Below are 25,691 nucleotides of genomic sequence, written 5' to 3'. Positions count from 1 at the left end.
CAGTTCGCTGCGGGGCTTCAGTGCAGGTCTTTGCCGCGGGTTTCGGGCATGCGCACGAAGGCCACCAGGGTGATCAACGCCATGACCGAGACGTAGACCAGGAACCACTGTTCGTGGCCGCGGCTCTGCAGCCAGGTCATCAGGTAGGGCGTGGTGCCGCCGAAGATCGCCACCACGAGGTTGTACGGCAGGCCGATACCCAGGGCGCGGATGTCGGTGCTGAACAGCTCCGACTTGATCGCCGGGGCGATGGCCGAATACAGGCCGTAGAGCAGCAGACCGAACAGCTCGACGGCGAGGATCGAGGTGAACGAGGCGCTCATCGAACGGACCACCGGATACAGCAGCGCGGCGTAGCCCAGGGCGAAGACGATCAGCTGCGGGCGGCGGCCGATGCGGTCGGACAGCCAGCCGAACAGCGGCTGGGAAATCATGAACACCACCAGCGCCAGGCTGCTGGCGGCGTAGGCGGTGCCTGGCTCCACGCCGAGGGTGCGGATGGCGTGCACCGGCAGGTAGCTGACGAACAGGTAGAAAGCGAAAGCCCCCAGCAGGCTGATGCCGACCAGGCGTTTCACCGCCTGCGGATGCTCGCGCCAGAGGGTGCGCAGTGGCTGCTCCATGCGCTGGCCGCGACGCTGTTCCTGGCCCTTGCGGAAGGCCGCGGTCTCCTCGACGCCGTGGCGAATGCAGAAGCCGGCGAGACTGCCCAGGCCGCCGATGAAGAATGGAATGCGCCAGCCGAAGTCGATCAGCTGGTCGCGGCTCAGCCATTGGCTCAGCACCCAGGCCAGGCCCGAGGCGAACAGCAGGCCGAGGGCGATGCTGGCAAAGAAGAAGCCCGAGTACAGCCCGCGCTGGCTGGCCGGCGCCGATTCGGCGAGGAAGGTCGCGGCAGCGCCGTACTCACCGCCGACCGACAGCCCCTGGACCATGCGTGCCAGCACCATCAGCACGGGGGCGGCGATACCGATGGTGGAGTAGGTCGGCATCAGGCTGATCAGCAGCGAGGGCAGCGCCATCATCAGGATGGTCAGGTTGAGCGCCGCCTTGCGCCCGGCGCGGTCGTTGAAGATGCCGATCAGCCAGCCACCCAGCGGGCGCATGGCGAAGCCGATGGCGAACACCGCGAAGGAGGCGAGCAGGGCGGTGGTCTCGTTGTCCGAGGGGAAGAACTGGTGGCTGAAGTAAAGCGCGAAGGCGGTGTAGACCGTCCAGTCGAACCACTCCACGGTATTGCCGACGCTGCCGGCAATGATGGTGCGCCAGGCGATGGGGCGGGCGCTGGTGGCGCTCCCTTGCGTTGCGGCACTCCGCGATGGGCTGAGTGTGTGGGCCATGGGTGTTCTCCATTGTCATTGTTATGAGAAGCACGGTGTGCCGCCCGTGGGCGGCACGGGTCAGGCTGCGGGCAGGTGGCGACGCAGGAAGGCGAGGCTGTCGCCGCTCTCGCGCAGGGCGGCACGGCCGATCACCGGCTGCCAGTACGCCTCGCTGCCGAAGTCGGATCGCCAGGCATAGAGGCGCCGGGTGTAGAGCTGCAGGTCGCATTCCTCGGTGACGCCGATGGCGCCGAGGACCGCATGGGCAATCCTGCAGATGCGCACCGCGGCGCTTGCGCAACGGGCCTTGGCCACGGCCGCCGGGATACCTTGGGGCCAGGTCGCCCCGCGCAGCGCCAGTTGCGCGGCCATGCGCGCGGCGAAGACTTCCTCGGCGAGTACGCTGAGCTGCTGCTGGATGGCCTGGAAAGCACCGACCGGCTTGCCGAACTGCTGCCGGGTAGTGGCGTAGTCCAGGGTCAGCTGCAGCACCCGTTCGGCGGCACCGGCGATCAGCGCCGCGCTGTAGCCAGCGCCCAGGGCGCTCCAGTCCTTGGCCGAAGACAGCCGTTGCGCGCGTTCGGGCAGGCTGGGCCAGAAGAGTTCCTCCGTGGCGCTGGCGTAGACGCCGTCTGCCCGACGCTGCGCGCCATGTACCGGCAACAGCCAGGCGCCTTCCGGCAGCGCCGCCAGCACCCAGTCGGCCTGCGCGGCAAAAGGCACCGAGTGGCAGCGCAGGCCGTGGCCGACAGACTCGGCGTTCGCAAGCGCGATGGGGCCCTCGGGAAGCGCAAGGCCTTCCTCGGCCAGCGCCAGGCGTACCCACCAGGTGCTGGCGAGCGGAAGCGGGAGTGCCGCGCCACCGGTGGCGAAGAGCAGGTGGCAGGCGGTTTCCGCGCAGGCTGCCGCGCCGCCGAGTTCCTCGGGCAGCAGCAGGTCGGCGAAGCCGTGTTCGGCCAGGGAACGCCACAGCCCGTTGGCGGGTTCGCCCAGGTCAATGCCGCGTACGCGCTCGGCGGTGACTTCGCCGTCCAGCCACTGGCTGAAGGCGTCGATGATCAGGTTATCGAGGCTCATGGGGTTTCCTATCGCAGGCCAAGGCCGCGGGCGATCACGCCGCGCAGGATTTCGCGGGTGCCGCCGCGCAGGGAAAACACCGGGGCCGTGCGTTCCAGGTAGGCCAGGGTGCGTTGCAGCAGGTGCGGGACGGCGGCGCCTTGCACCGCGCCCAGCAGGTCGCCGAGCAGGGCCGGGATGGACTGCTCGAAGCTGGTGCCCAGGTCTTTCACCAGGGCGGCTTCGACCACCGGGCTGCGGCCATCCGCCAGTTGCGCGGCAAGGCTGACCGACAGCGCACGCAGCACCATCAGCTCGCTCAGCAGTTGTCCCAGCAGCCGCTCGTGCCCCGGTTGCGGCTGATCGCGCAGCCAGGTCAACCAGGCGTCGAGGAGGGCGATGCTGGAGTAGATGCGCTCCGGCCCGCTGCGCTCGAAGGCGAGCTCGGCGGTAACCTGCTTCCAGCCGTCGCCTTCCTCGCCGACCAGCGCGTCGGCCGGCAGTTGCACGTTGTCGAAGAACACCTCGCAGAAGTGCTCGGCGCCAGTGAGGTCGCGGATCGGGCGGATGCTCACGCCCGGCAGCGACAGGTCGACCAGCACCTGCGACAGCCCGCGATGGCGGTCCTGGGCGCTGCCGGAGGTACGCACCAGGGCGATCATGTAGTGGCTGTGCTGGGCGTAGGTGGTCCAGATCTTCTGCCCGTTGAGCAGCCAGCCTCCAGCATTGGGCTCGGCGCGGGTGCGCACGCTGGCCAGGTCCGAGCCGGAGTTCGGCTCGCTCATGCCGATGCAGAAGAACTGCTCGCCACGGCAGATCGCCGGCAGGTGCAGGCGCTTCTGCTGCTCGCTGCCAAAGCGCAGCAGCAACGGGCCGCTCTGGCGGTCGGCAATCCAGTGGGCCGCCACCGGCGCACCGGCGCAGAGCAGTTCCTCCACCACCACGAAGCGCGCCAGCGGGTCGAGGCCGGCGCCGCCGTACTCGCGCGGCAGGGTCAGGCCGACCCAGCCGCGCTCGGCCAGGGAGCGGCTGAAGCCGGCGTCGAAGCCTTGCCAGCTGCGCGCCCGAAGATCGATGGGATAGTCCCCCAGGCGCTCGGCGAGGAAGCGGCGCAGCTCCTCGCGCAAGGCCTCGTGCCGGGCCGGCAGTGCGCGAAAGTCGAGAGCTTCGAGCATCAGCCGGCGCTCCGCTCGGGGCGGCCGGCGAGCAGGCGCTTGACCTGGTACTCCATCACCGTCTCTTCGCGCTGGTTGAGTACGAAGACGCGGGAGGTGACCACGGCGCGGTTGTGCCTGGAGGTCGGGCGGACTTCGTCGATCTCCACCACGGCTTCCAGGGTGTCGCCCACCAGCACGGGGCCGCGCACGCTCTTGTGCAGTTCCAGCAGGGCCAGGCCGGTGCCTTGCAGCATGGTCTGCATGAGGATGCCTTCGATCAGGCTGTAGCTCAGCGCGGCAGGCACCGGGCGGCCCTGGATCGCGCCGTTGAAGGTGCTGTCGATGAAGATCACCTCGGTCTGCCCGGTGACGCCGATGAAACCGATCAGGTCGGCCTCGGTGACGGTCCGGCGAAAGGTGCGGAAGCGCTGGCCGGCTTCGATGTCCTGCCAGTAATAGCCTTGCCCGAGGGCGATTTCATTGCGTGCCATGCACCACTCTCCTGTTGGGATTGTTGTCGTCGAGTGGGGTCAGGCTATGGTCAGCGTTCGTACTCATCCAATATTATTTGGAGAACGATTGATACATTGGGAGTATCAGTATGGAGCTGCGCCAGATTCATCAATTCCTCGCCCTGGCGGAAACCCTGAACTTCCGCGAGGCCGCCGAGCGCCTGCACATGTCCCAGCCGCCGCTGTCGGTGTCGATCCGCAAGCTGGAGGAGGACATCGGCCTGCCGCTCTTCGAGCGCACCACGCGGCAGGTGACTCTCACCGAGGCGGGCGAGGCGGTGCTGCCGGAGCTGCGCAAGGCTCTGCTGCACCTGCAGCAGGCGCGGCGCTACGCGCTGGAGGCAGGGGCGGGCGAGCGCGGGCAGCTGACGCTGGGCTCGGTCGGGTCGGCGACGCTGTCGCTGATTCCGCGGCTGATCCCCGAGTTTCGCCGGCGCTATCCGGGCATCACGCTGGAGCTGCGCGAGCTGCCTTCCAGCGGCGTGCTGGAACTGGTGGAGAACGGCCGCGCCGACATCGGCCTGGTGCGCTTCCCGCTGCCGCAGTCGACTCCGCTCAAGCTGATTCCGCTGGTGTGGGAGCCGATGATGCTGGTCGTGCCGCAGGACAGCCCGCTGGCGTCGAGCGGGCGCACCGCCGTGCACCTGGCCGAGGTCGCCGATCAGCCTCTGATCGACTATCCGCACACCGAAGGCCTGCACTACGTGCTGTTGCAGCTTTGCCAGGCGGCCGGTTTCGTGCCGAAACTGGTGCATTCCACGACCCAGGTGCAGGCCGCCATCAGCCTGGTCGCCTGCGGGCTGGGCGTGGCCCTGGTACCGGCGCTTCATGCGCGCAATTCATCGGCGCCGGTGCGCTTCCTGGAGCTGGAAACACCTCGCCAGGAGCGCACCGTCGCGCTCGCCCTGGTGTACAACCCGGACAACGAAAGCCGCGTGGTGCGGCAATTCCGCGATGTGGCGCTGGAGTTGCTGGCGACGGAAGGGCAGCCGCGCGGTTGACGCTATTTCCCGCAGCGATCCGATCGACTCAAGGGGATGGCTGGGGCGACTCCGCCTCCGGCATTTCGCGCAACAGGTCGACCAGCGCGCGGGCGCAGGCGGGCAGGGCCTCGCGGTCGCGCAGCAGCACGCTGCGTTCGCGGACGACCCAGGGCTCGTCCAGCGACAGTATCCGCAGGTTCATGGTGCGGCTGTGGCGCACGGCGGCCGTTTCCGGGATGACGCCGATGCCGACCCCGGCCTCGACCATCCGGCAGATCGCCTCGAAGCTGGCCACCTGGATGCGCAGGTTGAGCTCGCCACCCATGCGGTCCACCCGCTCGCGCAGGAAGCTCTGCAGGGTGCTGCCTTCGTGCAGGCCGATGTGCGGGTAATCCAGGGTATCGGCCAGGGTCAGGCGGGGCAGGGCGCACAGCGGGTGGTCGGGGGCCACGGCCAGCACCAGCCGGTCGGTGCTGAAGTGGACGATCTGCAGGCCCTCGGCACGCACCGGGCCGGCGACTATGCCCAGGTCCGCCGAGCCATCGAGGATGGCGCGGACGATGTCGCGGTTCAGCCGTTCCTGCAGGTCGACACTGACGCCGGGGCGTTCGGCGAGGAAGTCCGCCAGTACTTCGGGGAGAAACTCGGTGCACGCGGTGGTGTTGGCGAAGATGCGGATATGCCCGACCTGGTCGCCGGCCTGGCCGCTGAAGTCGCTCTTCAGGTGATCCACCTGGCGCAGGATCAGCCGTGCGTGCTGCAGCAGGCGCTCGCCGGCGGGGGTCAGCTCGACCCCGCGGTTGTCCCGGTACAACAGCCGGCAGTCGAGCTGCCCCTCCAGTGCCTTGATCCGCGCGCTGGCGGCAGCGGCGGAAAGATGGGCGCGGCGGGCGCCCTGGGTGAGGCTGGGGGCTTCGGCGATATGGATGAAGAGACGCAGGTCGGCGAGGTCGAAATGCATGCAACGGGTTCCCGCTAGGCTTGGGGATAGGAGTGGCGTTCGTTTCTGCTTAACGCTGGATTATGAAAATGTGGATTCGCCGAACGCAAGCCCTTGTTGCATCCTCGGCTCATCCACTCTGCCAAGAGGTCACCCATGAGCGATTCGCCGTACGCCGACTGGATCGGCCGTTCCCAGGAACGCGAGGAAGAATTGAGTGCCGTGCTGGTCCGCCGTCTGGCCGTGACCCTCGCGGAAGACGTACCGGCCGCAGGCGAGGCGCTGCCGCCGCTGTGGCACTGGATGTTCTTCCAGGACGAGGTGGTCGAGCCCGGCCTGGGCGCTGATGGCCATCCGGCGCGCGGTGGCTTCCTGCCGCCGGCCGACGGGCGCAACCGCATGTGGGCCGGCGGCCGCCTGGAGTTCCATGAGCCGCTGCGTGTCGGCGGGATGGCGAAGCGCACCACGACCCTCCTCAACGTCGAGGAAAAGCACGGCCGCACCGGCTCGCTGCTGTTCGTCACCCTGCGCCATGAATTCCACCAGGACGGCCGCCTGGCCTTCAGCGAGGAACAGGACATCGTCTACCGCGAACCGACGCCGCCCCGGCTCTCCAGCGGCGACGCGCTGCCGGCCGGCGACTGGAGCGAGGCCGTCGAGCCGACACCGATCCTGCTGTTCCGCTATTCCGCGCTGACCTTCAACGGCCACCGCATCCACTACGACTGGCCCTACGTCACCGAAGCCGAGGGCTACCCCGGCCTGGTGGTGCACGGCCCGCTGATCGGCACCCTGAACCTGCGCGCGTTCTGCCGCGCCAACCCCGAAGCACGCCTGCGCCGCTACGCCTACCGTGGCTTGCGCCCGCTGATCAGCCCCGAACCTTTCACCGTCGGCGGCCGCCTGAATGGCCCCGGCAAGGCCGAAGTCTGGGCTGGCAACGGTGCCGGCATCGCCCAGCGCGGCGAAGTGGAATTCGACTGATCGCACCCCGGCGGTGCCCTCCCAACAAGAAAAGAGCAAAGGTGATTCGATGACTTCCACCCCCGAAGAACTCCAGGCCATCCGTGAAGGCGTACGCGCCCTGTGTGCGGAGTTCCCCGCCGAGTACTGGCGCCGGATCGATGAAGAGAAAGGCTTCCCCGAGGACTTCGTCCGCGCCATGACCGAAGCCGGCTGGCTGTCCGCGATGATCCCGGAAGAGTACGGCGGCTCGGGCCTGGGCCTGGCCGAGGCCTCGGTGATCCTGGAGGAGGTGAACCGCTGCGGCGGCAACTCCGGCACCATCCATGGGCAGATGTACAACATGTTCACCCTGCTGCGGAACGGCAGCGCCGAGCAGAAGGCCTACTACCTGCCCAGGCTCGCCAGCGGCGAGCTGCGCCTGCAGTCCATGGGCGTCACCGAACCCACCACCGGCACCGACACCACCAAGATCAAGACCACCGCCGTGCGCCAGGGCGACAAGTACGTGATCAACGGCCAGAAGGTGTGGATCTCGCGCATCCAGCACTCCGACCTGATGATCCTGCTGGCTCGCACCACGCCGCTGGCCGAGGTGAAGAAGAAGTCCGAAGGCATGTCGATCTTCCTCGTCGACCTGCGCGAGGCCATCGGCAACGGCCTGACCGTGCAGCCGATCGCCAACATGGTCAACCACGAGACCAACGAGCTGTTCTTCGACAACCTGGAAATCCCCGCTGGCAACCTGATCGGCGAAGAGGGCAAGGGCTTCAAGTACATCCTCGACGGCCTCAATGCCGAGCGCACCCTGATCGCCGCCGAGTGCATCGGCGATGGCCGCTGGTTCACCGAGAAGTCCGCGCAGTACGCCCGTGACCGCGTGGTGTTCGGCCGCCCGATCGGGCAGAACCAGGGCGTGCAGTTCCCCATCGCCGAGGCCCATATCGAGATCGAGGCCGCCGACCTGATGCGCTGGCGCGCTTGCCAGGAATACGACAGCGGCAAGAACGCCGGCGCCGCCGCCAACATGGCCAAGTACCTGGCGGCCAAGGCCAGCTGGGAAGCGGCCAACGCCTGCCTGCAGACCCACGGCGGTTTCGGCTTCGCCAACGAGTACGACGTCGAGCGCAAGTTCCGCGAAACCCGCCTGTACCAGGTGGCGCCGATCTCCACCAACCTGATCCTGTCCTACGTGGCCGAGCACCTGCTCGAACTGCCGCGCTCCTTCTGACGAACCGGGACGACAAGCGATGAACAATACCCACGCCCTGGCCGAATTCCTTGCCGGCCTGCGTTACGAAGACCTGCCCGCGGCAGTGGTCGAGTACACCGAAGAACTGTTCCTCGACTGGCTCGGCTCGGCCCTGGCCAGCCAGAACCGCCACCCGATCCCGCTGTTCCAGCGCTATGCCCAGCGCATGGGCCCGGCCAGTGGCAAGAGCCGCGTACTGGTGGATGGCAGCTCGACCTCCGCGTACTTCGCCGCGCTGGTCAACGGCGCCAGTTCGCACCTGGTGGAGCAGGACGACCTGCACAACAGCTCCGTGCTGCACCCGGCCACCGTGGTCTTCCCGGCGGCGCTGGCGGCCGCGCAGGAGCTGGGCAAGTCCGGCCGCGAACTGATCCTCGCCAGCGTCGCCGGCTACGAGGCGGGCATCCGCATCGGCGAGTTCCTCGGTCGTTCGCACTACCGCATCTTCCACACCACCGCCACGGTCGGCACGCTGGCCGCCACGGTAGCGGTGGGCAAGCTGCTGGGGCTGGACAGCCGCCAGTTCGTCAACTGCCTGGGCAGCGCCGGGACCCAGGCCGCCGGCCTCTGGGAATTCCTGCGCGACGCCGCCGATTCCAAACAGCTGCACACCGCGAAGGCAGCTGCCGACGGCCTGCTCGCCGCCTACCTGACGGCCGACGGCCTGACCGGCGCGCAGAACATCCTCGAAGGCGAGCAGGGCATGGCGGCCGGCATGTCCAGCGACGCCGACCCGAGCCGTCTGGTGGACGGCCTGGGCACCCGCTGGGCGCTCTGCGAGACCTCCTACAAGTTCCACGCCTCCTGCCGCCATACCCATCCCGCCGCCGATGCGCTGCTGGGCCTGATGCAGCGCGAAGGGCTGGCGCACGGCGATATCGCCAAGGTCACCACCCGCGTGCACCAGGGCGCCATCGATGTGCTCGGCCGCGTGGTGGTGCCGCAGACGGTGCACCAGGCGAAGTTCTCCATGGGCACCGTGCTGGGGCTGATCGCCGTGCACGGCAAGGCCGGGCTGGTGGAATTCGAGGAATTCTCCCTGGGAGACGCCGAGGTCGCGGCCTTCCGCGAGAAGGTCAGCATGCAGCTCGATGCGGAAGTGGACAGTGCCTACCCGCGGCGCTGGCTTGGCCGTGTCGATGTACTGACCACCGATGGCCGCCAGCTGCACGGCGCCATCGACGAGCCCAAGGGCGATCCGGGCAACGGCTTGAGCCGTGCCGAACTGGAAGACAAGTTCCGCCGCCTGCTGGCCTTCGCCGGCCAGCGCAGCGAGGCTGAAGCGGATCGGCTGGTGCAGGCCAGCTGGCGGCTGCACCAGCTGTCGAACCTCGACGACTTCCACTGAAACAGACTCGCGGGCGGCTCGGCCGCCCGATCCCACCGAATCGTAGCGTCGGCCACCCGGCCGGCGTCTGGAGTTGCCCATGAGTTCGCGTCCCCTCGACGGGATTACCGTCGTCAGCCTGGAACACGCCATCGCCGCGCCGTTCTGCACCCGCCAGTTGGCCGACCTCGGCGCCCGTGTGATCAAGATCGAACGCCCCGGTGTCGGCGACTTCGCCCGTGGCTACGACGAGCGCGTGCGCGGCCTGGCCTCGCATTTCGTCTGGACCAACCGATCCAAGGAAAGCCTGTCGCTGGACCTCAAGCAGAAGCCGGCGCAGGCCGTGCTGGAGCAACTGCTGGAAACCGCCGACGTACTGGTGCAGAACCTTGCGCCGGGGGCCGCCGCGCGCCTGGGCCTGTCGTTCGAAACGCTGCACGAGCGCTTCCCGCGCCTGATCGTCTGCGACATTTCCGGCTACGGTGAAGGCGGCCCCTACGAGCAGAAGAAGGCCTACGACCTGCTGATCCAGAGCGAAAGTGGCTTCCTCTCGGTCACCGGCGGGCCGGGGGCTGACGAGATGGCCAAGGCCGGTTGCTCCATCGCCGACATTTCCGCCGGCATGTACGCCTACAGCGGCATCCTCTCAGCGCTACTGCTGCGTGGCCGTACCGGGGAGGGCAGCCGCGTCGAGGTGTCGATGCTCGAAGGCATGGCCGAGTGGATGGGCTTCCCCATGTACTACGCCTTCGAAGGCCAGTCGCAGCCGCCGCGCGCTGGCGCGGCCCACGCCACCATCTATCCCTACGGGCCGTTCCCCACCGGCGATGGCGGCAGCGTCATGCTCGGCGTGCAGAACGAACGTGAGTGGAAGCTGTTCTGCGAGATCGTGCTGCAGCGCCCGGAGTTGGCGGCCGATCCGCGCTTCACCGCGACCAGCCTGCGCGTGGCCAACCGCGATGCCCTGCGCGAGTCGATAGTCGAGGCCTTCTCGGCCCTGGGCGCCGAGCAGGTGGTCGAACGCCTGGAGCAGGCGCAGATCGCCAATGCCCACGTCAACGACATGCGTGGCCTGTGGCAACACCCGCAGCTGGCCGCCCGCGACCGCTGGCGTGAGATCGACAGCCCGGCGGGCCGCCTGCCGGCGCTTTTGCCGCCGGTGACCAGCAGTGCCTATGCACCGCGCATGGGCGCTGTGCCGGCTTTAGGTCAGCAGACGGATGACCTGCTGCAGGAACTGGGTTATACCCCCGGTGATATCCAGCGCCTGCACGAGCAGGGCGCGGTATGACCCAGGAGAACCCAATGATTCATGCAAGCCCGGCGGATTCCATCGCACGAACCGCGCTGTTCGTTCCCGGCAGCCGCCCGGAGCGTTTCGCCAAGGCCCTGGCCAGCGGCGCCGATGCGGTGATCGTCGACTTCGAGGACGCTGTCGAGGCGTCGCTCAAGGCCCAGGCCCGCGACAATCTGGAAGCCTTCCTCGACGCCAACCCTCAGGCCCGCGTGCGGGTGCGTGTGAATGCCGCCGGCGATCCGGAACAGGCCGCCGATCTTGAACTGTGCCGGCGCCTGCCGGGCGTTATCGGCATCCTGCTGCCCAAGGCCGAGCGCGCCATGCAGGTGCGCATTGCCGCGTCCTGCGGCAAGCCGGTCTGGCCGCTGATCGAGAGCGCCCGTGGCTTGCTGGCACTGGGCGAAATCGCAGCCTGCGAAGGCGTGGAACGCCTGACCTTCGGCGGCCTCGACCTGGCGCTGGATATCGGCATGAGCAGTGGCACCCAGGCGGCCGCCGTGGTCTACGACCAGGTGCGCCTGAGCCTGCTGCTGCATTCGCGGGTGAACGACCTGCAACCGCCGCTGGATACCGTGTTCCCGGCGTTCGACGACGCCGAAGGCTTCGCCGCGACCATCCGCCATGGCCGCGACCTCGGCCTGCTCGGCGCGCTGTGCATTCATCCCAGGCAGGTGGGCGTCGCCCATGCGGCGCTGGCCCCGAGCGCCGACGAGCTGGACTGGGCGCGCCGCGTGGTGGCGGCCGCCGAGAGCGGCGCGGCGGCCTTCCAGGTAGACGGGCAGATGGTCGACGCGCCGGTGCTGGGCCGCGCCCGGCGGTTGCTGGCCAGCGCCGCCGACTGACAACGCCTCCAACAGGGGCAAACAGGCGCCGGTCTTCCAGGTTGCCGGCTACGGTCTGGCCCGCGAGCTGTTCGTTACCCTGCAGGAGCTCGGGGAAGCGCTCTGAATCTGTCGCCAGAACGGGACAGGGCCGCGGCACGATAAAAAGGCGCCCGGGCCTCAGTGATGCTGTCGAAACTGATCTAGTTTCAATGGAGGGGAGCCGGTACCCGCACCGGCTCCGCGAGCAGGACGGCGCCGCGTTCGCGCGCGCCGCACGCCCCTCATCCCTGGTGACGACCGCATCATGGCCTCCCCGAAGAAAACTCCCGGCAAGAAAACTGGCTCCCCCGAGCCCGCCACGCCGTTCCATTCCCGTGACGAACGCCTGCACATCGGCCAGCGCCTGCGGCAGAAATCCCCCCGCGAGGCCCACGGCCAGTGGAAGGCTCCCAGGCGCGGGCGCGCAGCATCGACCAGCCGCCGATCCTCTACAAAATGCTGATGGAGGAGGAATAGTCGCGCCCAGCAGGCGGGTTCATGTCAGCAAGGTTCAATGGGATCGACGGCGGCAGCCCCAGCGGACTGCTCCTGTCGCCTGAGCACTTCTCCAGCAAAAGAGCATGCACATGGAAGCATCCGGCAAGAAAATGACCCTGACCGGGCTCACTACCCTGGTCGCGGTCAACATGATGGGCTCGGGCATCATCATGCTGCCCACCAGCATGGCGCAGCTGGGGGCCATCTCCCTGCTGTCGTGGATCATCACCGCCGTCGGTTCGATGGCCATCGCCTACTGCTTCGCTCAGTGCGGCATCTACTGCCCCCGCTCGGGCGGGATGTCGGCCTACACCGAGGAGGCCCACGGCAAGTCGGCGTTCTTCCTCTGTTCCTATCTGTATTTCCTGTCGCTGGCCATCGGCAACGTGGCCATCGCCATCTCAGCGGTGGGCTACCTGACACCCTTCATTCCCTGGCTGGGTACGGGCGCCATGCCGCTGTTCGTCGGCACCGTCGGACTGATCTGGCTGACCACCCTGGCCAACTTCGGCGGCCCCAAGGTGACCGGGCAGATCGGCTCGATCACCGTGTGGGGCGTGATCATTCCGGTGGCGGGGCTGTCGATCATCGGCTGGTTCTGGTTCGACAGGCAGGTGTTCGACGCCGCCTGGAACCCGAACAACATCGCCATGAACGATGCCATCACCCAGAGCATCCCGCTGACCCTCTGGGCCTTCCTCGGCATGGAGTCGGCGGCGCAGAACTCCGATGCAGTGGAGAACCCCAAGCGCAACGTGCCGCTGGCCTGCCTGCTGGGGACCCTGGGCGCGGCGGTGGTCTACGTGTTGTCGACCACGGTGATCATGGGCATCGTGCCGAACCCCGAGCTGGCCAGTTCCAGCGCGCCGTTCGCCTTCGTCTATGCGCAGATGTTCAACCCGATGGTGGGCAATATCATCATGGCGCTGGCGGTGATGGCCTGCGTCGGCTCGCTGCTGGGCTGGCAGTTCACCCTGGCGCAGACCGCCAAGGTCACCGCCGACCAGCACATGTTCCCGCGTCTGTTCAGCAGGGTGACGCTGCTCGGCGCGCCGATCCTCGGGTTGGTGGCCAACGCGGCGCTGCAGAGCGCCATGGCCGTGTCGACCATTTCGCCCAATGCGTCGGAGCAGTTCGGCAAGCTGGTCAGCCTCGCGGCGGTGACCAACATCGTTCCTTACATCACCGCGCTGTCGGCGCTGCTGGTGATCATGCAGAAGGCCGGCGTGACCGGTTACCCGCACCATCGCAATGTGGCGGCGCTGCTGGTTGCCATGGCCTACAGCTTCTACGCACTGTACGCCTCGGGGATGGAAGCGGTGTTCGGCGGCATGCTGGTCACGGCGGTGGGCTACCTGATGTTCGGCTACATCGCCGACCGCTTCATCGATCCGCAGGCGAAGCTCAACGTGGAGGGTCGGCCATGAAACGCTGGTTCCCCCGCGTCATCCTCCTGCTGGCCGGCGTGTTGCCGCTGGCGGCCCCGGCCCAGACCCTGGAGCGCATTCGCAGCAGCCACACCCTGAACCTGGGCTACCTGCCGGAGCGCCCGCCGTTCTCCGCCAGCGAAGCCGAGGTCGCCGTCGGCTACGGAATCGACCTGTGCCAGAAGGTGGCTGACCAGTTGCGGACCCTGCCGGGCCTGGCGCAAATGCAGGTGCGCTTCGTCCCGCTGGATGCCGACAAGGCGCTGGAAGCGGTGCAAGCCGGCGGCGTCGACCTGCTCTGCAGCCCGATGGCGGAAACCCTGAAGCTGCGCCAGCGCCTCGATTTCTCCCTGCCCGTATACACCGCCGGGCTGGGCGTGGTGGTGCGCAAGGATGCGCCATTCTTCCTGGTCCGCTCGCTCAACGGTGAGGTGGACCAGAGCGGGCCGACCTGGCGCGCCACGCTCAATCGCGGCCTGGCGGCCTATACCTTTGCGGTACCCGGCAATACGCGAGTGGAAACCTGGGTGCGGGAAAAACTGCGCCTGCTCAAGGTGCTGGCGACCGTGCAGGCGGTGGCAGGCCCGGCGGAAGGCCTGGAAGCAGTGGCTGCCGGCAAGGCCGACGCTTTCTTCTACGACCAGATGACCCTGCGTAGCCTGGTGGAACGCAGCCCTGGCAAGGCCAACCTGATGGTGCTCAGTCGCCGCTTCGAGTTCGCCCCGGTTGCATTGGCGATGCCGCGCGGCGATGGGGACTTCCGCCTGCAGGTGGATACCGCGTTGAGCGAGCTGTACCGCTCCGACGCCTTCCTGCCCCTGTACAGCAGGTATTTCGGCGCGCCGAGTGAGCTGGACCAGAACCTGTTCAAGGTCTATTCGCGGCCGTAGGCCGGGCGGGATTGCAGGCGGGCGCTTCGGTGCCCGCTTGCGCTTCAGGGTTGAGCGAGCAGGTGGGCGTTGCTGTCGATCAGTGTCTGCGCGACCTCCACCAGGCCATTGATGGCGAACTGCACGCCCATGCACACCAGCAGGAAGCCCATCAATCGCGAGATGGCGTCGATGCCGGACTTGCCGGTGGCCTTCATGATCAGGTCCGAGGCGCGCAGGCAACCCCAGAGGATCAACCCGGTGCAGAGGAAAATCAGCGGCGGCGCGACCAGGATCACCCAGTGCGGGAAGCTGGTGCTGTGCTTGATGCTGGCCGCGGAGCTGATGATCATCGCGATGGTGCCGGGCCCGGCAGTGCTGGGCATGGCCAGCGGAATGAAGGCGAAGCTGGTGCGCTCGGGCAGGTCCTCGCGGGCGTCGGGGGAGGGCATGGGCGCGGGAAACAGCATGCGTCCGCCGATGATGCAGAGGATGCCGCCCCCGGCGATGCGCAGCCCCGGAATCGAGATGCTGAACACCCCCATGATGAACTCGCCGATGTAGTAGGTCAGCGTCATGATGATGAACACGTAGCAGGCGGTGAGCAGCGCCTGCTGGTTCTTCTCTTCGCGGCTGAACCCCTGGGACAGGGCGAGGAACAGCGCGACCGTCGTCGGTGGATTGATCAGGGGCAGCAAAGCGAGCAGCCCAAGTAGGATAGCGTCGAACAGACTGCTCATGGCCGGGCGTTTCTCCAGTGGCGGAAGGCTGAGGGAAGTCTAGGTGCGAATCCGCCGGTGGCGCGGAAACTATCATTGCTGGATCGACGCTGGCGGCAGGGCCGCTGATCTACGCTGTACGACGATAAGGTTGCCGCTTCGCTTGGCCATTTGTCGTTTCGCCAGGAGCCATGTCCCCGATGTCCGAAACCCCATCGCGATCCCGAGCCGGCTTCGACTGGCAGCGCTGGCTGCCTGGCCTCGTCACCCTGCGCCATTACCAGGCGGGCTGGCTACCCAGGGACCTGGCCGCCGGCCTGGTGCTGACCACCATGCTGGTGCCGGTGGGCATTGCCTATGCCGAAGCTTCCGGCGTGCCGGGCATCTACGGACTGTACGCGACCATCATCCCGCTGCTGGCCTATGCGCTGTTCGGGCCGAGCCGGATTCTGGTGCTCGGCCCCGATTCGGCACTGGCCGCGCCAATCCTCGCGGTGGTGGTGCAGTACGCGGCGAGCGACCCGCAACGGGCGATCGCGATTGCCAGCCTGATGGCGCTGGTGTCCGGTGCGGTGTGCATGGTTGCCGGCCTGCTGCGCCTGGGCTTCATCACCGAACTGCTGTCCAAGCCGATCCGCTATGGCTACATGAACGGCATCGCGCTCACGGTGCTGATCAGCCAGTTGCCCAAACTGTTCGGCCTGAAGGTCGACAGCGAGGGACCGCTGCGGGATATCTGGCACCTGGGCCAGGCGCTGCTGGAGGGGCGCGCCAACTGGACCAGCTTCGCCGTGGGCGCCGGCAGCCTGGGGCTGATCCTGCTGCTCAAACCCTACCAGCGCATTCCGGGCATCCTCATTGCGGTGGTCCTGGCAACGCTGGCGGTCAGCCTGTTCGACCTCGGCAGCCATGGCGTCAAGGTACTGGGTCAGCTGCCGCAAGGGCTGCCGTCGCTCGCCTTCCCCTGGGTGACCGATATCGATCTGCTGGAAGTGGTGCTGGGCGGGGTCGCGGTGGCGCTGATTTCCTTCGCGGACACCAGCGTGCTGTCGCGCACCTACGCCGCCCGACTGAAAAGCCCGGTGAACCCCAACCAGGAAATGTTCGGCCTCGGCGTGGCCAACGTCGCCTCCGGCCTGTTCCAGGGCATTCCCATCAGCAGCAGCTCCTCGCGCACTCCCGTGGCCGAAGCGGCGGGATCGAAAACCCAGCTCACCGGCATCATCGGCGCGCTGGCGGTGACCCTGTTGCTGCTGGTGGCGCCGAACCTGATGGAGCATCTGCCCAACAGCGCGCTGGCTGCGGTGGTGATCGCCGCCGCGCTGGGCCTGTTCGAGTTCGCCGACCTGAAACGCATCTACCGCATGCAGCCCTGGGAGTTCTGGCTGTCCATCAGCTGCTTCGTCGGTGTCGCGGTGTTCGGTGCCATTCCGGGCATCTGCATCGCGGTGGCGATCTCGGTGATCGAATTCCTCTGGGACGGCTGGCGGCCGCACCATGCGGTGCTGGGCCGGGTCGATGGCGTGCGCGGCTATCACGACGTAACGCGTTACCCTGACTCCCGGCGCGTTCCCGGCCTGGTGCTGCTGCGCTGGGATGCACCGCTGTTCTTCGCCAACGCCGAGCAGTTCCAGAACCAGGTGTTGGCGGCGCTGGACGAGTCACCGACGCCGGTACAGCGACTGGTGATCGCCGCCAGCCCGGTGACCAGTATCGACGTGACCTCCGCGGACATGCTCGCCGAGCTGGACAAGGCGCTGGAGCAGCGCGGCGTCGAGTTGCAGTTCGCCGAGATGAAGGATCCGGTGAAGGACAAGATGAAGCAGTTCGAGCTGTTCGAGGGCCTGGGCGAATCGGCGTTTCACCCGACGGTGGGCGCTGCGGTGGATGCCTACCTGGCCGACTCCGGCGTGGACTGGAAGCCCTAGGCGGCGCGGGCCCGCGCGCGACGCCCGTCAATCCATATGAGCATGCCGCTGGCGTAGAGCGACACGGCGAGGAACAGTGCCATGCGGATGGCGAAGGCGCGATAGACATCCTGGCCGCCGGCGCTGTCCGCCACCGATTGGCCGAGCAGAATCAGCATGGTGGTCAGGCAGCTGACCCAGTACGCCGGGCTTTTTCGCGTAGCCACGGCGGCGTACAGGCGACGCCCTTGCCAGAGGGTGAACAGCAGCACCCAGAGGAAGAACATCCACAGGTGCACGAACAGGCTCAGGGCGCTCCAGACCAGGATTGCCAGCACGCCTGCCAGCAGAGTGGAGCCGATCAACTCCCGGCTGGCGTGGCGCGCACGGGTTTCCCCGGCCTGCTGGCCGAGGCTCACCGACTTCATGATCAACGGCATGAAGCGATCCGGCGCAATGATCGCCAGCAGGAAGGCCGGCATCACGATCAGCGTGGCGCGCAGGGCGATCCAGCCGACGTCCTGCTCGTTCGGCAGGGGTGGGGCAGGGGGGGAAGGCGCATTGCTCGGCTCCGGGAACAGGGCATGGGCCACTGCGGTGCTCAGCACGGCGAGGAGCATTCCCTTGGCCAGCGCTTCGACCACCGACAAGGCCAGGGTGAAATCGCTGGTGCCGGCGGCGGCGATCATGGTCAGGCCGATGACCAGCAGGTTCGCCAGCAGGCCATTGCCTCCGCGCAGCGCATAGCGGAATACGCAATACAGACCGACGCCGACCAACAGCACACCGCTCAGGGGCGCGTGGCGGAGCAACGGGATCAGCAGCAGGCCGATACCGCAGCTGAGCATCACCAGCACCGCCAGCGCCGGAGCCGCCTTGAGCGGCAGGGCCTGGGTGCGCATCGCCAGCAGGAGCACCGCAAGCACGGGGGCGAGGAACGGAACCGGCATGCCGATTCCGTAGCTTGCCGCCAGGCACAGCGCCGTGCCCCAGGCCAGTCGCAGCGCGCGGCGGCGACGCAGCTCGACTGGCTTCAGCTCAGTAGGCATAGCTCAGCCAGCTCATGAGCCACATGAACACGCGGCCGAGCAGGTTCAGCGGATTGCCTTCGCTGGGCAGCGCCATGACTTCGGCCTGGCCACCCACGCGCAGGCCAGCCGGGCTTTCCAGCTGGTCACGGTCCAGCTCGACGATCACCGGGAAGCGTTGCGCCGAGCGCAGCCATTCGCGGCTGTTCTGCACCGTCGGCAGCGAACCCGGCGGCGTGCTCTGGCCGACACTGACCCCATATCCGATGCTGCGGATGCGACCCTTGAGCAGTTCACCGGGCAGCGAATCGAGCACCACCAGCACCGGTGTGCCGTTGCGCAGGTGACCGAGGTTGTTCTCGGTCATGTCGGCGCTGATCCACAGGTCGTGGATGGCGATCAAGGTCATCACCGGGCTGCCGGGGCCGACGTAATGACCGACGTCGGTGCGCAGGTCGGTGATCAGCCCGTCCGAGTCGGCGTGTACCCGGGTGCGGTCCAGGTCCAGGCGTGCCTTGGCGACGTTGGCCGTGGCGCTGCGCAACTGGGCGTTGTCTTCTTCGTGACCGCCTTGCTGCTCGCGGGCGCGCTCGACTTCGGCGCGCGCCGCTGCCACCTGGCTGGCCGCCTGCTCGCGGGTCGCCTGCGCGGACTCCAGCCGGCGCACGGAAACCGTACCGGGGTCTTCCTGATAGAGCCGTTGCAGACGCTCGGCGTCCTGCCTGGCCTTGCGTTCGTTGGCCTGGGCGGCGGCGAGCGAGGCCTGGGCTGAATCGATGCCGGCGGTGCTTGCGCCGATCTGCCGGCGCACCGTGTCCAGGTCCGCCTCGGCGCGCTGCAGTGCGATGCGGTATTGCTCCTGGTCCAGCTCGAAGAGCACGTCGCCCTTGCGCACTTCCTGGTTGTTTCCCACGGCGACGCGCTTCACCTGGCCAGCCACCTCGGCACTGACCGGGACGACGTACGCCTGCAGGCGCGCCTGCTGGGTGTAGGGCGTGAAGCGGTCGGCGAGCAGGTACCAGACCAGGCTGACGACGATCAGCAGCAATACCAGACGCATGCCGCGATCCGGTGCGGACTTGCCGGGAGCAGGAGGCGAGGGTGGTGCCGGCGGCATAGCGGGGGTGTCGCTCATTTCGGGCTTCCTTGATCCTTGGCGGCCGGGGAGGGCTCATCGAGCAGGTCGCCCCAGTCGGTGCGTTGTTGCATCTGTTGCCGGGTGGCGGAGTCGATCGGGGCGCGCAGGCTGTCCCAGCCGCCGCCGAGCGCCTTGTACAGCGCCACCAGGCTGCTGACCGCGTTGCCGCGGCTGACGAGATAACCATCCTGCTGTTGCAGCAGCAGTTGCTGGGCATCGAGTACGCGCTGGAAGTCAGCGAAACCTTCGCGGTATTGCGAGCTGGCGAGGCTCAGCGAACGCTGTGCCGCCTGCGAGGCCTGTTCGCGGATGCCGGCGCTCTGCAGCGAGCGCACCAGGCCGCTGGCGGCGTCGTCGGCTTCGCGCGCGGCGTTGCGCACGTCCTGCTGATACAGCTCGATCAGTTGCTGCAGGCGCGCATCTTCCACGCGCACGGCGTTCTTGCGCCGGCCGTAGTCGAAGGGGTTCCAGATCAGGCTCGGGCCGGCGGCGAGGTTGAAGCTGTCGGGCAGGTTGCTGGCCGAGACGAAGCTCCAGCCGAGGCTGCCGATCAGGCTCAGCGACGGATACAGGTCGGCCTCGGCGACGCCCACCAGCGCCGACTGCGCGACCACCGCCTGTTCCGCGGCGCGGATGTCCGGCCGGCGCTGCAGCAGGCTGGCCGGCACATCCTGGAGCATTGCGCCATTGGGCATCGGCAACTGGCCGTGGCGCGCGAGCAGCTCCGGCATATCGCCTGGCGGGCGGCCGAGGAGGGCACAGAGAATGTTGCGCAGGGCGTTCACCTGGTTCTCGAATTCGGGAATGGTCGCCTTCGTCGCCAGGTACTGGGTGCGTGCCTGCTGCCAGTCCAGTTCGTCGTTTTCGCCGTGGCGGAACAACCGCTCGGTGATTTCCAGGCTGCGCTCCTGGCGCTTGGCGTTCTCGCGGGCGATGTCCAGGCGCGCCTCGGCGGTGCGCAGGCCGAAGTAGGTATCGGCGACCTGCGCGCGCAGCAGCACCATGGCGTCCGCGTAGTTGGCCTGGGAGGCGAAATACACCGCGTCAGCCGACTCGATGGCGCGGCTGAAGCGGCCCCAGAAGTCGATCTCCCAGCCGATGTCGAAGCCGACGCTGGATTGCCAGAACACTGAATCCCGCGCGCTGGGCGCGCCGTGCTGGTTCTGCTTGAGGTAGAGGCTGTCGGCGCTGATCTGCTGCAGCTGCGGGTAGCGCCCGGTCTCGGCGATGGCCAGTTGCGCGCGCGCCTCGGCGATGCGCAGGCCGGCCACGCGCAGGCTGGTGTTGTGCGCGTCGGCCTCGGCGATCAGCGCATCCAGGGTCGGGTCGGCGAAGACCGTCCACCAGCGGCTGAAATCCGGAGCAGCCGCACGGTGGCCGGCCTGGTCCAGCAGCGGCGTGCTCCAGTCGTTCAGCCACGGCTGCTCCGGTTTCTGGTAGTCCGGGCCGACCTGGGTGCAGCCACCCAGCAGGGCGGCGAGGATCAGGGTGCAGCGTCTGGCGCGCTCTGGCATGGCGATCCCTGGGTCATTCGGACGGAGTGGCGGGCTTGTCCATCTTCGGTACCTGCTGGTCCACCCATTGCCAGAACAGCTTGTAGGTCACGGCGAGGATCACCGGGCCGAGGAACAGGCCGATGATGCCCTTGACCACCATGCCGCCGAGGGCGCCGATCAGCACCACCGGCATCGGCACGTCCACGCCACGCCCAAGCAGCAGTGGCTTGAGTACGTTGTCGGCGAGGCCGGCGACGAAGATGTAGATGGCGAACACGATGGTCGTACCCGTGAAGCCTTCGGTACTCAGCACATAGATGATGACCGGCAGGGTGACCAGGGTCGCCGGCGCCTGGGCGATGCCCAGCACCAGTACGATCAGCGCCAGGATGCCCGCGCCCGGGACGCCCTTGATCACGAAGCCGATGCCGATCAGCAGCATCTGGATGAAGGCGATGCCGATCACGCCCAGCGCGACTGCGCGAATGGTGGCGGTGCACAGCGCGGAGATGTGCAGGCCGCGTTCCGCGCCGGAAATCCGCAGGGCGATGCGCTGCGAGGCAATGGTGCCCATCTCGCCGAAGGCCATGATGATGCCGGAGATGATGATCGCGCCGATGAACAGCAGGAAGGCGCCGCCGGCGCTGGCAGCGGCGCCCAGGAGCATGCGGCCGGCGTCCTTGAGGTTGGGCATCAGGCTGCGCAGCACATCGCTCAGGCTGTTGGAGGCGGCCAGCCAGAAGTCATAGACGCGCGGGCCGATCAGCGGCCACTCGGCCACCGAGGGCGAGGGCGCCGGTACGCTCAGGGTGCCGCTCTTGAGGACGGCGCCGACGCTGTCTACGGAGTCGGCAATGGACGTCGCCATCAGGTAGATCGGCGCGATCAGGACCAGCAGCACGAAGAGCACGATCAGCGTCGCGGCATGACCGTCCTTCAACCCGGTGCGCACCTTGACCCAGCGCAGCACCGGATAGAGGGTGACCGCGAGGATCACCGACCAGAGCATCAGTTCGAGGAACGGCTGGAACACCTCGAAGGAAAAGATCACCAGGGCGGCGACCAGTCCGGCCTTGATGAGTATGTCGAGCATGCCCTGGGAGAGGGCTCCATCGAGCTTGAATCCTGGTTGCATGGCTTTTCTCCTCAGGCGGGGCGGTCATTGCGCTGATCAGCGCCTGGTTGGGGTTGCTCGGGTTGTTGTGCCGCGGCGGGCGTGACACCGGCAAGTCCGCTGCCATCGTCGGCGAAGCGGCCGCCGGGTTCGTCGTCGCGGCCCTGGCGGTGCAGTTCAAGCAGCGACTGCACTTCCTGCAACTGGTAGCGGCGCACCCAGGCGGCGGCCTGCTCTTCGCTCACGCCCAGTTCGATGAAGGCGCGGCGACCCATCTCCAGGCTGGAATGGAAGGTTTCGCGTACCGGATTGGCGCCCCGGTCGAGCAATTGCAGGACCTGCTGGCGGTTCAGCGCGCGAGAGATCACGCGGGTCTTGGGGTAGAGGCGGGAGAGGGCGTCCACGGTGTTCAGGTTGATCTGCGGATCGTCGGTGGCGACTATCACCAGTTCCGCCTCGCCGACCTTGGCGGCGTGGAGGATTTCCGGGCGCGTCGGATCGCCGTAGTACACCGGCACATGGCCTTCCTCGGTCTGGCGAACGATGGCGTCCATCGAGGTATCCAGCGCCACCACCGATACACCCTGGGCCTGCAACAGATTGGCGACCACCCGGCCCATGCGGCCCATGCCGGCTATCACCACGCGCGGTTCGTCGCTCACTTCCGGCGGCCCATCCGGCACCGCGGCGGCGGGCGCATCGCCGCGCAACTGGCGGGCCAGCGCCATCATCACCAGCGGCACCACGGCCATCGACAGGGTGATGACCAGTACCAGCACGTCGTGCACCCGCTGATCCAGCAGGTGGTGATCCAGGGCCAGCTTGAACACCACGAAGGCGAACTCGCCGCCGGACGCCAGTACCACGCCAAGGCAGAGCGCCTCGGAACGTTGCAGTCCACCCGTGAAGCGCCCGAGACCGAACAGCAGCGGAAGCTTGATGCCGACCAGCAGCACCGTCAGGCCCAGTACCAGTAACGGCGCATCGACCAGCAGACTGAGGTCGGCAGTCATGCCCACGCCCACGAAGAACAAACCGAGCAACAAGCCCTTGAGCGGCTCGATCTGGGATTCCAGTTCATGGCGGAACTGCGACTCGGCCATCAGCATGCCGGCGAGGAAGGCGCCCAGCGCCATGGACACACCCACGTGCTCCATGATCCAGGCGGTGCCCAGCACCACCAGCAGCGCGGTGGCGGTGGAGAGCTCGCGCAGCCCCGAGCCGACCGCCCAGGCAAACACCGGGCGCAGCAGGTAACGGCCGCCGATCACCACCACACCGATACCGACAGCCACCGTCAGCAACGGGCGAATGCCTTCGTTTGACGGATCACCGCTACCGGCCAGCAGCGGCACCACGGCGATCAGCGGAATGGCGGCGATATCCTGGAATAAAAGAATGCCCACGGCCAACCGGCCATGGGGCTTGCCCAGTTCCTTGCGCTCGGCCAGTACCTGCAGGCCGAAGGCGGTGGAGGAGAGCGCCAGGCCCACGCCCAGTACCACCGCAGCGGCAGGCGACTGGTCGAACAGCAGGAAGGCGATCAGCCCGAGCGCCAGAGCCGTCAGCCCCACCTGCAGCGACCCTACACCGAACAGCGAGCGCCGCATCATCCACAGGCGGCGCGGGGAAAGCTCCAGGCCGATGATGAACAGCAGCATCACCACGCCCATCTCCGAGAGGCGGCTGACGTTCTCTGGATGGCTGACCAGGCCCAGAATGGACGGACCGATGAGGATGCCGGCCAGCAGATAACCCGGCACTGCGCCCAACCTCAGGCGTTGCGCCAGGGGTACGAGAATGACGACCGTCAGCAGGAAGATTACCGTCGCCTGCAGCAGGCTCCCGTCATGTGGCATTCATCAGCCCTCTTGTGATTCCTTGCGGGCCTCTTGGCCCTGTCGATATTGCCCGGCGGGTGCTTGTCCCGCCGGCTGCATCCTGGCGGCCACGACACCCCGCTCCCAGGGCTTCTCTGGGGAAAGAGAGCAGGGGGCTTGCATCTGCTACTGCGCCGTTCAGGCACTCGCCTCGCACAGGCCACGCGTCGTGGATGGCTTGGCAGGCGCTGATCGGTGTGGAATGAGTATGGGTGATCCGCAGCTTTTTGCCGGCCGGCGAGCTTAAGTCGGCATCACCTGTCGGAAAAGACAAATCCAGCAGATTCAAATACTTACGAGGGGTGAGGAAAACTAGAGCTTCCAGATCGGGCCGTAGCTGCCAAAGCAGGCATTCGACAGCGCCTGCGGGCGCACGCCGTGGGTTTCGTACCCGCCGAACTCGTTGATTTCCAGGGTCAGCTGAGGCGTGAGCTCCTTGCCGCTTTTCAGCCGAACGCTGTCGAACACCTGCAGCTTCTTGCCGGTGTTGACCACGCTGGTTTCCATCCAGGCATCGGGCGTGCTGCCTTCATCCAGGCGCGCCAGAAGTGCGTTGTAGAGCGGCAGGTAACGACCATCGGGAGCCTTGCAGTCGATATTGATCTTCTTCACCAGGGCTTCGGCCTCGGCGGAACTGAAATACAGGCGGCTGCCGAAATTACGCTGCAGCCTGTCGACGTAGCTTCCCTGGCCGTCGTGCGTCACGGCCGTCGCCTGCGGTTGCGGGGAAAGGTCCGCAAGGCAGGACTGCCGGCTTTTATAGAAGGTGTGGGAAACGCGGATACCCGTGGGCTTGTAGATCGCCGACGTGATCAGCACATCGCCATTTGCGCTCAGGTGTTCGCCATCGGGAACGTAATCGCCGCCATTGCCCCAGACACCGTCCGGGAGGCCGTTTGGCCACTCGGTGCAAGTGGCTGGCGAAGTATCGCGACGAAGCTCGTAGAGGTGGCCCTGGAGAAAAGCCACCTGGGTTTGGGCGTGGACGAAGAACGAAATCAGTGACAGGCAGGATGCAGTGAGCAGTCGAGTCCGATTCAAGAAGCGTCTCCTGGTTGCCCATCGGAGTTCCGGCAGGCCGTATGCACAGAAGAATAGTCGGGCTCGTGCCAAATGCTTTCGAAGTTGTCGGGGGATGCTCGCGGGGAAATGGCGTTGACCAGAATGGATCGCTGAAGGAGCAGTTGGAGAATTGGTGGGGAATGCGGAAATAGCAGACAGCCCTGGATAACGACCCATCGGTCTATCTGTAATTTAACATAATATACATTATGCGAAGCCTAAGGGCTGAGAAGCGGCACCACTGCTGTCGTATTCAGTTAAATATGCGAAAAATCACTTAAAAACTATAAAGCCTTTTCTATCAGTGGCTTATGAAAGCTATTTCGCCTAGAGCTACAAGGTTTTCTAGCTTTTACCTGATCACCTATGGCCAGTTTGTCATCCTCATCTCACGGCTGTAGTCGTGCTGCAGTTCCACTGCTGGCGGCAAACGTCGGACCATCAATTCCTCGGAAGTGATCAATCTACGAACTACGGAATTAAAGAGCTAAACCACGAGATAGCGCCCTTGTACAGCTTTAGTGTGGACGACGCCACAGCGCCGCTCTCCGACTCCAGGCCTCGACCCAACCCGTCACGGCGATTGCCCGAAGCTCAAGCGCCGCGGCTGGCCTTCACAGTTCTCCGCGAAAGACCGTGTTGGCCTTGAGCCTTGGGTACAGAGCGCGAGCGAGAACGCGCCTTATGGCTCAAGGTAAAAGCCCTTCCGGTCCTACTGGGGAAATGCGCTGGAAGGAGCTTTGCTATCGGCTAGCTGATCGTCGGCTCGAGCCGCTGATTGCGACACGGGCTGATGTCAAATGAGCCCTATAGAGCTACACTCTATAGGGTTCTTTTTGGAGGTGAGATGTTTACAACATGAATCGCCCCGGCTTTCCTAG

Annotated in this window: 21 protein-coding genes; 9 read left to right on the top strand and 12 right to left on the bottom strand. The window is 66.8% G+C overall.

Going from position 1 to position 25,691, the window contains the following annotated elements; all coding sequences use genetic code 11:
* Positions 1 to 17: 17 nt before the first annotated feature.
* Genes UB43_RS28315 through UB43_RS28300 form a run of 4 tightly spaced genes read right to left on the bottom strand, consistent with a single transcriptional unit; the run spans position 18 to position 4,026 of the window.
* Complete coding sequence (locus UB43_RS28315; RefSeq protein ID WP_045217944.1) at positions 18 to 1,340, bottom strand: MFS transporter; 1,323 nt, start codon at positions 1,338 to 1,340, stop codon at positions 18 to 20.
* Positions 1,341 to 1,400: 60 nt separating this feature from the next.
* Positions 1,401 to 2,399: an acyl-CoA dehydrogenase gene (locus UB43_RS28310; RefSeq protein ID WP_045217943.1), complete on the bottom strand. Its 999-nt coding sequence runs from the start codon at positions 2,397 to 2,399 to the stop codon at positions 1,401 to 1,403.
* An 8-nt stretch (positions 2,400 to 2,407) separates the two neighbouring features.
* Positions 2,408 to 3,556: an acyl-CoA dehydrogenase family protein gene (locus UB43_RS28305; protein ID WP_371318998.1), complete on the bottom strand. Its 1,149-nt coding sequence runs from the start codon at positions 3,554 to 3,556 to the stop codon at positions 2,408 to 2,410.
* Positions 3,553 to 4,026 (bottom strand): MaoC/PaaZ C-terminal domain-containing protein, encoded by a 474-nt coding sequence (locus UB43_RS28300; protein WP_045217941.1) that lies wholly within the window; start codon positions 4,024 to 4,026, stop codon positions 3,553 to 3,555. Before UB43_RS28300 ends, UB43_RS28305 begins: the two co-directional genes overlap by 4 nt.
* A 110-nt stretch (positions 4,027 to 4,136) precedes the next feature.
* Between UB43_RS28300 and UB43_RS28295 the strand changes: the two genes are divergently transcribed.
* Entirely contained in the window at positions 4,137 to 5,048 is a 912-nt protein-coding gene (locus tag UB43_RS28295; RefSeq protein ID WP_045217940.1) for a LysR family transcriptional regulator, read from the top strand.
* A gap of 28 nt (positions 5,049 to 5,076) precedes the next feature.
* On the opposite strand, the gene UB43_RS28290 is transcribed toward UB43_RS28295, so the two are convergent.
* Complete coding sequence (locus UB43_RS28290; protein WP_045217939.1) at positions 5,077 to 5,991, bottom strand: LysR substrate-binding domain-containing protein; 915 nt, start codon at positions 5,989 to 5,991, stop codon at positions 5,077 to 5,079.
* A 135-nt stretch (positions 5,992 to 6,126) separates the two neighbouring features.
* On the opposite strand from UB43_RS28290, the gene UB43_RS28285 reads away from it, so the two are divergent.
* The 7 genes from UB43_RS28285 (at position 6,127) to UB43_RS28255 (ending at position 14,487) form a co-directional block, all read left to right on the top strand.
* On the top strand, positions 6,127 to 6,954 hold the full coding sequence (locus UB43_RS28285; RefSeq protein ID WP_045217938.1) for a MaoC family dehydratase N-terminal domain-containing protein: 828 nt from the start codon (positions 6,127 to 6,129) through the stop codon (positions 6,952 to 6,954).
* A gap of 49 nt (positions 6,955 to 7,003) precedes the next feature.
* Positions 7,004 to 8,164 (top strand): acyl-CoA dehydrogenase family protein, encoded by a 1,161-nt coding sequence (locus UB43_RS28280; RefSeq protein WP_045217937.1) that lies wholly within the window; start codon positions 7,004 to 7,006, stop codon positions 8,162 to 8,164.
* A gap of 19 nt (positions 8,165 to 8,183) precedes the next feature.
* Positions 8,184 to 9,533, top strand: a complete 1,350-nt coding sequence (locus UB43_RS28275) for an MmgE/PrpD family protein (RefSeq protein WP_045217936.1) — start codon at positions 8,184 to 8,186, stop codon at positions 9,531 to 9,533.
* Positions 9,534 to 9,612: 79 nt separating this feature from the next.
* On the top strand, positions 9,613 to 10,803 hold the full coding sequence (locus UB43_RS28270) for a CaiB/BaiF CoA-transferase family protein (protein ID WP_045217935.1): 1,191 nt from the start codon (positions 9,613 to 9,615) through the stop codon (positions 10,801 to 10,803).
* A gap of 14 nt (positions 10,804 to 10,817) precedes the next feature.
* Positions 10,818 to 11,651: a CoA ester lyase gene (locus UB43_RS28265; RefSeq protein ID WP_045217934.1), complete on the top strand. Its 834-nt coding sequence runs from the start codon at positions 10,818 to 10,820 to the stop codon at positions 11,649 to 11,651.
* Between the two features lie 608 nt (positions 11,652 to 12,259).
* Positions 12,260 to 13,597 carry a putrescine-ornithine antiporter gene (gene potE / locus UB43_RS28260; protein ID WP_045217933.1) on the top strand — a complete coding sequence of 446 codons (1,338 nt, stop codon included), beginning with the start codon at positions 12,260 to 12,262 and terminating at the stop codon, positions 13,595 to 13,597.
* Positions 13,594 to 14,487, top strand: coding sequence for an amino acid ABC transporter substrate-binding protein (locus tag UB43_RS28255; protein WP_045217932.1), 894 nt, complete (start codon positions 13,594 to 13,596; stop codon positions 14,485 to 14,487). Before potE ends, UB43_RS28255 begins: the two co-directional genes overlap by 4 nt.
* Before the next feature lie 44 nt (positions 14,488 to 14,531).
* Here the strand turns inward: UB43_RS28255 and UB43_RS28250 are convergent, their stop codons facing one another.
* Positions 14,532 to 15,206 carry a MarC family NAAT transporter gene (locus tag UB43_RS28250; protein WP_045217931.1) on the bottom strand — a complete coding sequence of 225 codons (675 nt, stop codon included), beginning with the start codon at positions 15,204 to 15,206 and terminating at the stop codon, positions 14,532 to 14,534.
* Positions 15,207 to 15,385: 179 nt separating this feature from the next.
* Between UB43_RS28250 and UB43_RS28245 the strand changes: the two genes are divergently transcribed.
* On the top strand, positions 15,386 to 17,113 hold the full coding sequence (locus UB43_RS28245) for a SulP family inorganic anion transporter (protein WP_045217930.1): 1,728 nt from the start codon (positions 15,386 to 15,388) through the stop codon (positions 17,111 to 17,113).
* On the opposite strand, the gene UB43_RS28240 is transcribed toward UB43_RS28245, so the two are convergent.
* The 6 genes from UB43_RS28240 to UB43_RS28215 form a co-directional block, all read right to left on the bottom strand.
* Entirely contained in the window at positions 17,110 to 18,141 is a 1,032-nt protein-coding gene (locus tag UB43_RS28240; RefSeq protein WP_045217929.1) for a DUF2955 domain-containing protein, read from the bottom strand. The genes UB43_RS28245 and UB43_RS28240 overlap by 4 nt on opposite strands.
* The gene (locus UB43_RS28235) at positions 18,131 to 19,237 is read right to left on the bottom strand and encodes an HlyD family secretion protein (RefSeq protein WP_045218007.1); all 1,107 of its coding nucleotides are present in this window, start codon (positions 19,235 to 19,237) and stop codon (positions 18,131 to 18,133) included. Before UB43_RS28235 ends, UB43_RS28240 begins: the two co-directional genes overlap by 11 nt.
* A 14-nt stretch (positions 19,238 to 19,251) precedes the next feature.
* Positions 19,252 to 20,772 carry an efflux transporter outer membrane subunit gene (locus tag UB43_RS28230; protein ID WP_045217928.1) on the bottom strand — a complete coding sequence of 507 codons (1,521 nt, stop codon included), beginning with the start codon at positions 20,770 to 20,772 and terminating at the stop codon, positions 19,252 to 19,254.
* A 13-nt stretch (positions 20,773 to 20,785) separates the two neighbouring features.
* Positions 20,786 to 21,889, bottom strand: coding sequence for an AI-2E family transporter (locus tag UB43_RS28225; protein ID WP_045217927.1), 1,104 nt, complete (start codon positions 21,887 to 21,889; stop codon positions 20,786 to 20,788).
* A gap of 11 nt (positions 21,890 to 21,900) precedes the next feature.
* On the bottom strand, positions 21,901 to 23,727 hold the full coding sequence (locus tag UB43_RS28220) for a monovalent cation:proton antiporter-2 (CPA2) family protein (RefSeq protein WP_045217926.1): 1,827 nt from the start codon (positions 23,725 to 23,727) through the stop codon (positions 21,901 to 21,903).
* Positions 23,728 to 24,060: 333 nt separating this feature from the next.
* Positions 24,061 to 24,789: a hypothetical protein gene (locus UB43_RS28215; protein ID WP_045217925.1), complete on the bottom strand. Its 729-nt coding sequence runs from the start codon at positions 24,787 to 24,789 to the stop codon at positions 24,061 to 24,063.
* Between the last annotated feature and the right edge of the window lie 902 nt (positions 24,790 to 25,691).

The sequence above is a fragment of the Pseudomonas sp. 21 genome (genome assembly GCF_000955805.1).
In the GTDB taxonomy this organism is placed as follows: domain Bacteria; phylum Pseudomonadota; class Gammaproteobacteria; order Pseudomonadales; family Pseudomonadaceae; genus Pseudomonas.
Note: the sequence above shows the minus strand (reverse complement) of the source record. Positions and strands in the feature narration are given on the sequence as shown.

Bases quoted from the DNA above. Each gene is read 5' to 3' on its own strand.
- UB43_RS28225 (WP_045217927.1), bottom strand. From the start codon at position 21,889: ATGCAACCAGGATTCAAGCTCGATGGAGCCCTCTCCCAGGGCATGCTC.
- UB43_RS28230 (WP_045217928.1), bottom strand. From the start codon at position 20,772: ATGCCAGAGCGCGCCAGACGCTGCACCCTGATCCTCGCCGCCCTGCTG.
- UB43_RS28310 (WP_045217943.1), bottom strand. From the start codon at position 2,399: ATGAGCCTCGATAACCTGATCATCGACGCCTTCAGCCAGTGGCTGGAC.
- UB43_RS28270 (WP_045217935.1), top strand. From the start codon at position 9,613: ATGAGTTCGCGTCCCCTCGACGGGATTACCGTCGTCAGCCTGGAACAC.
- UB43_RS28315 (WP_045217944.1), bottom strand. From the start codon at position 1,340: ATGGCCCACACACTCAGCCCATCGCGGAGTGCCGCAACGCAAGGGAGC.
- UB43_RS28245 (WP_045217930.1), top strand. From the start codon at position 15,386: ATGTCCGAAACCCCATCGCGATCCCGAGCCGGCTTCGACTGGCAGCGC.
- UB43_RS28275 (WP_045217936.1), top strand. From the start codon at position 8,184: ATGAACAATACCCACGCCCTGGCCGAATTCCTTGCCGGCCTGCGTTAC.
- UB43_RS28240 (WP_045217929.1), bottom strand. From the start codon at position 18,141: ATGCCTACTGAGCTGAAGCCAGTCGAGCTGCGTCGCCGCCGCGCGCTG.
- UB43_RS28300 (WP_045217941.1), bottom strand. From the start codon at position 4,026: ATGGCACGCAATGAAATCGCCCTCGGGCAAGGCTATTACTGGCAGGAC.
- UB43_RS28280 (WP_045217937.1), top strand. From the start codon at position 7,004: ATGACTTCCACCCCCGAAGAACTCCAGGCCATCCGTGAAGGCGTACGC.
- UB43_RS28255 (WP_045217932.1), top strand. From the start codon at position 13,594: ATGAAACGCTGGTTCCCCCGCGTCATCCTCCTGCTGGCCGGCGTGTTG.
- UB43_RS28265 (WP_045217934.1), top strand. From the start codon at position 10,818: ATGATTCATGCAAGCCCGGCGGATTCCATCGCACGAACCGCGCTGTTC.
- UB43_RS28250 (WP_045217931.1), bottom strand. From the start codon at position 15,206: ATGAGCAGTCTGTTCGACGCTATCCTACTTGGGCTGCTCGCTTTGCTG.
- UB43_RS28220 (WP_045217926.1), bottom strand. From the start codon at position 23,727: ATGCCACATGACGGGAGCCTGCTGCAGGCGACGGTAATCTTCCTGCTG.
- potE (WP_045217933.1), top strand. From the start codon at position 12,260: ATGGAAGCATCCGGCAAGAAAATGACCCTGACCGGGCTCACTACCCTG.
- UB43_RS28285 (WP_045217938.1), top strand. From the start codon at position 6,127: ATGAGCGATTCGCCGTACGCCGACTGGATCGGCCGTTCCCAGGAACGC.
- UB43_RS28290 (WP_045217939.1), bottom strand. From the start codon at position 5,991: ATGCATTTCGACCTCGCCGACCTGCGTCTCTTCATCCATATCGCCGAA.
- UB43_RS28235 (WP_045218007.1), bottom strand. From the start codon at position 19,237: ATGCCGCCGGCACCACCCTCGCCTCCTGCTCCCGGCAAGTCCGCACCG.
- UB43_RS28295 (WP_045217940.1), top strand. From the start codon at position 4,137: ATGGAGCTGCGCCAGATTCATCAATTCCTCGCCCTGGCGGAAACCCTG.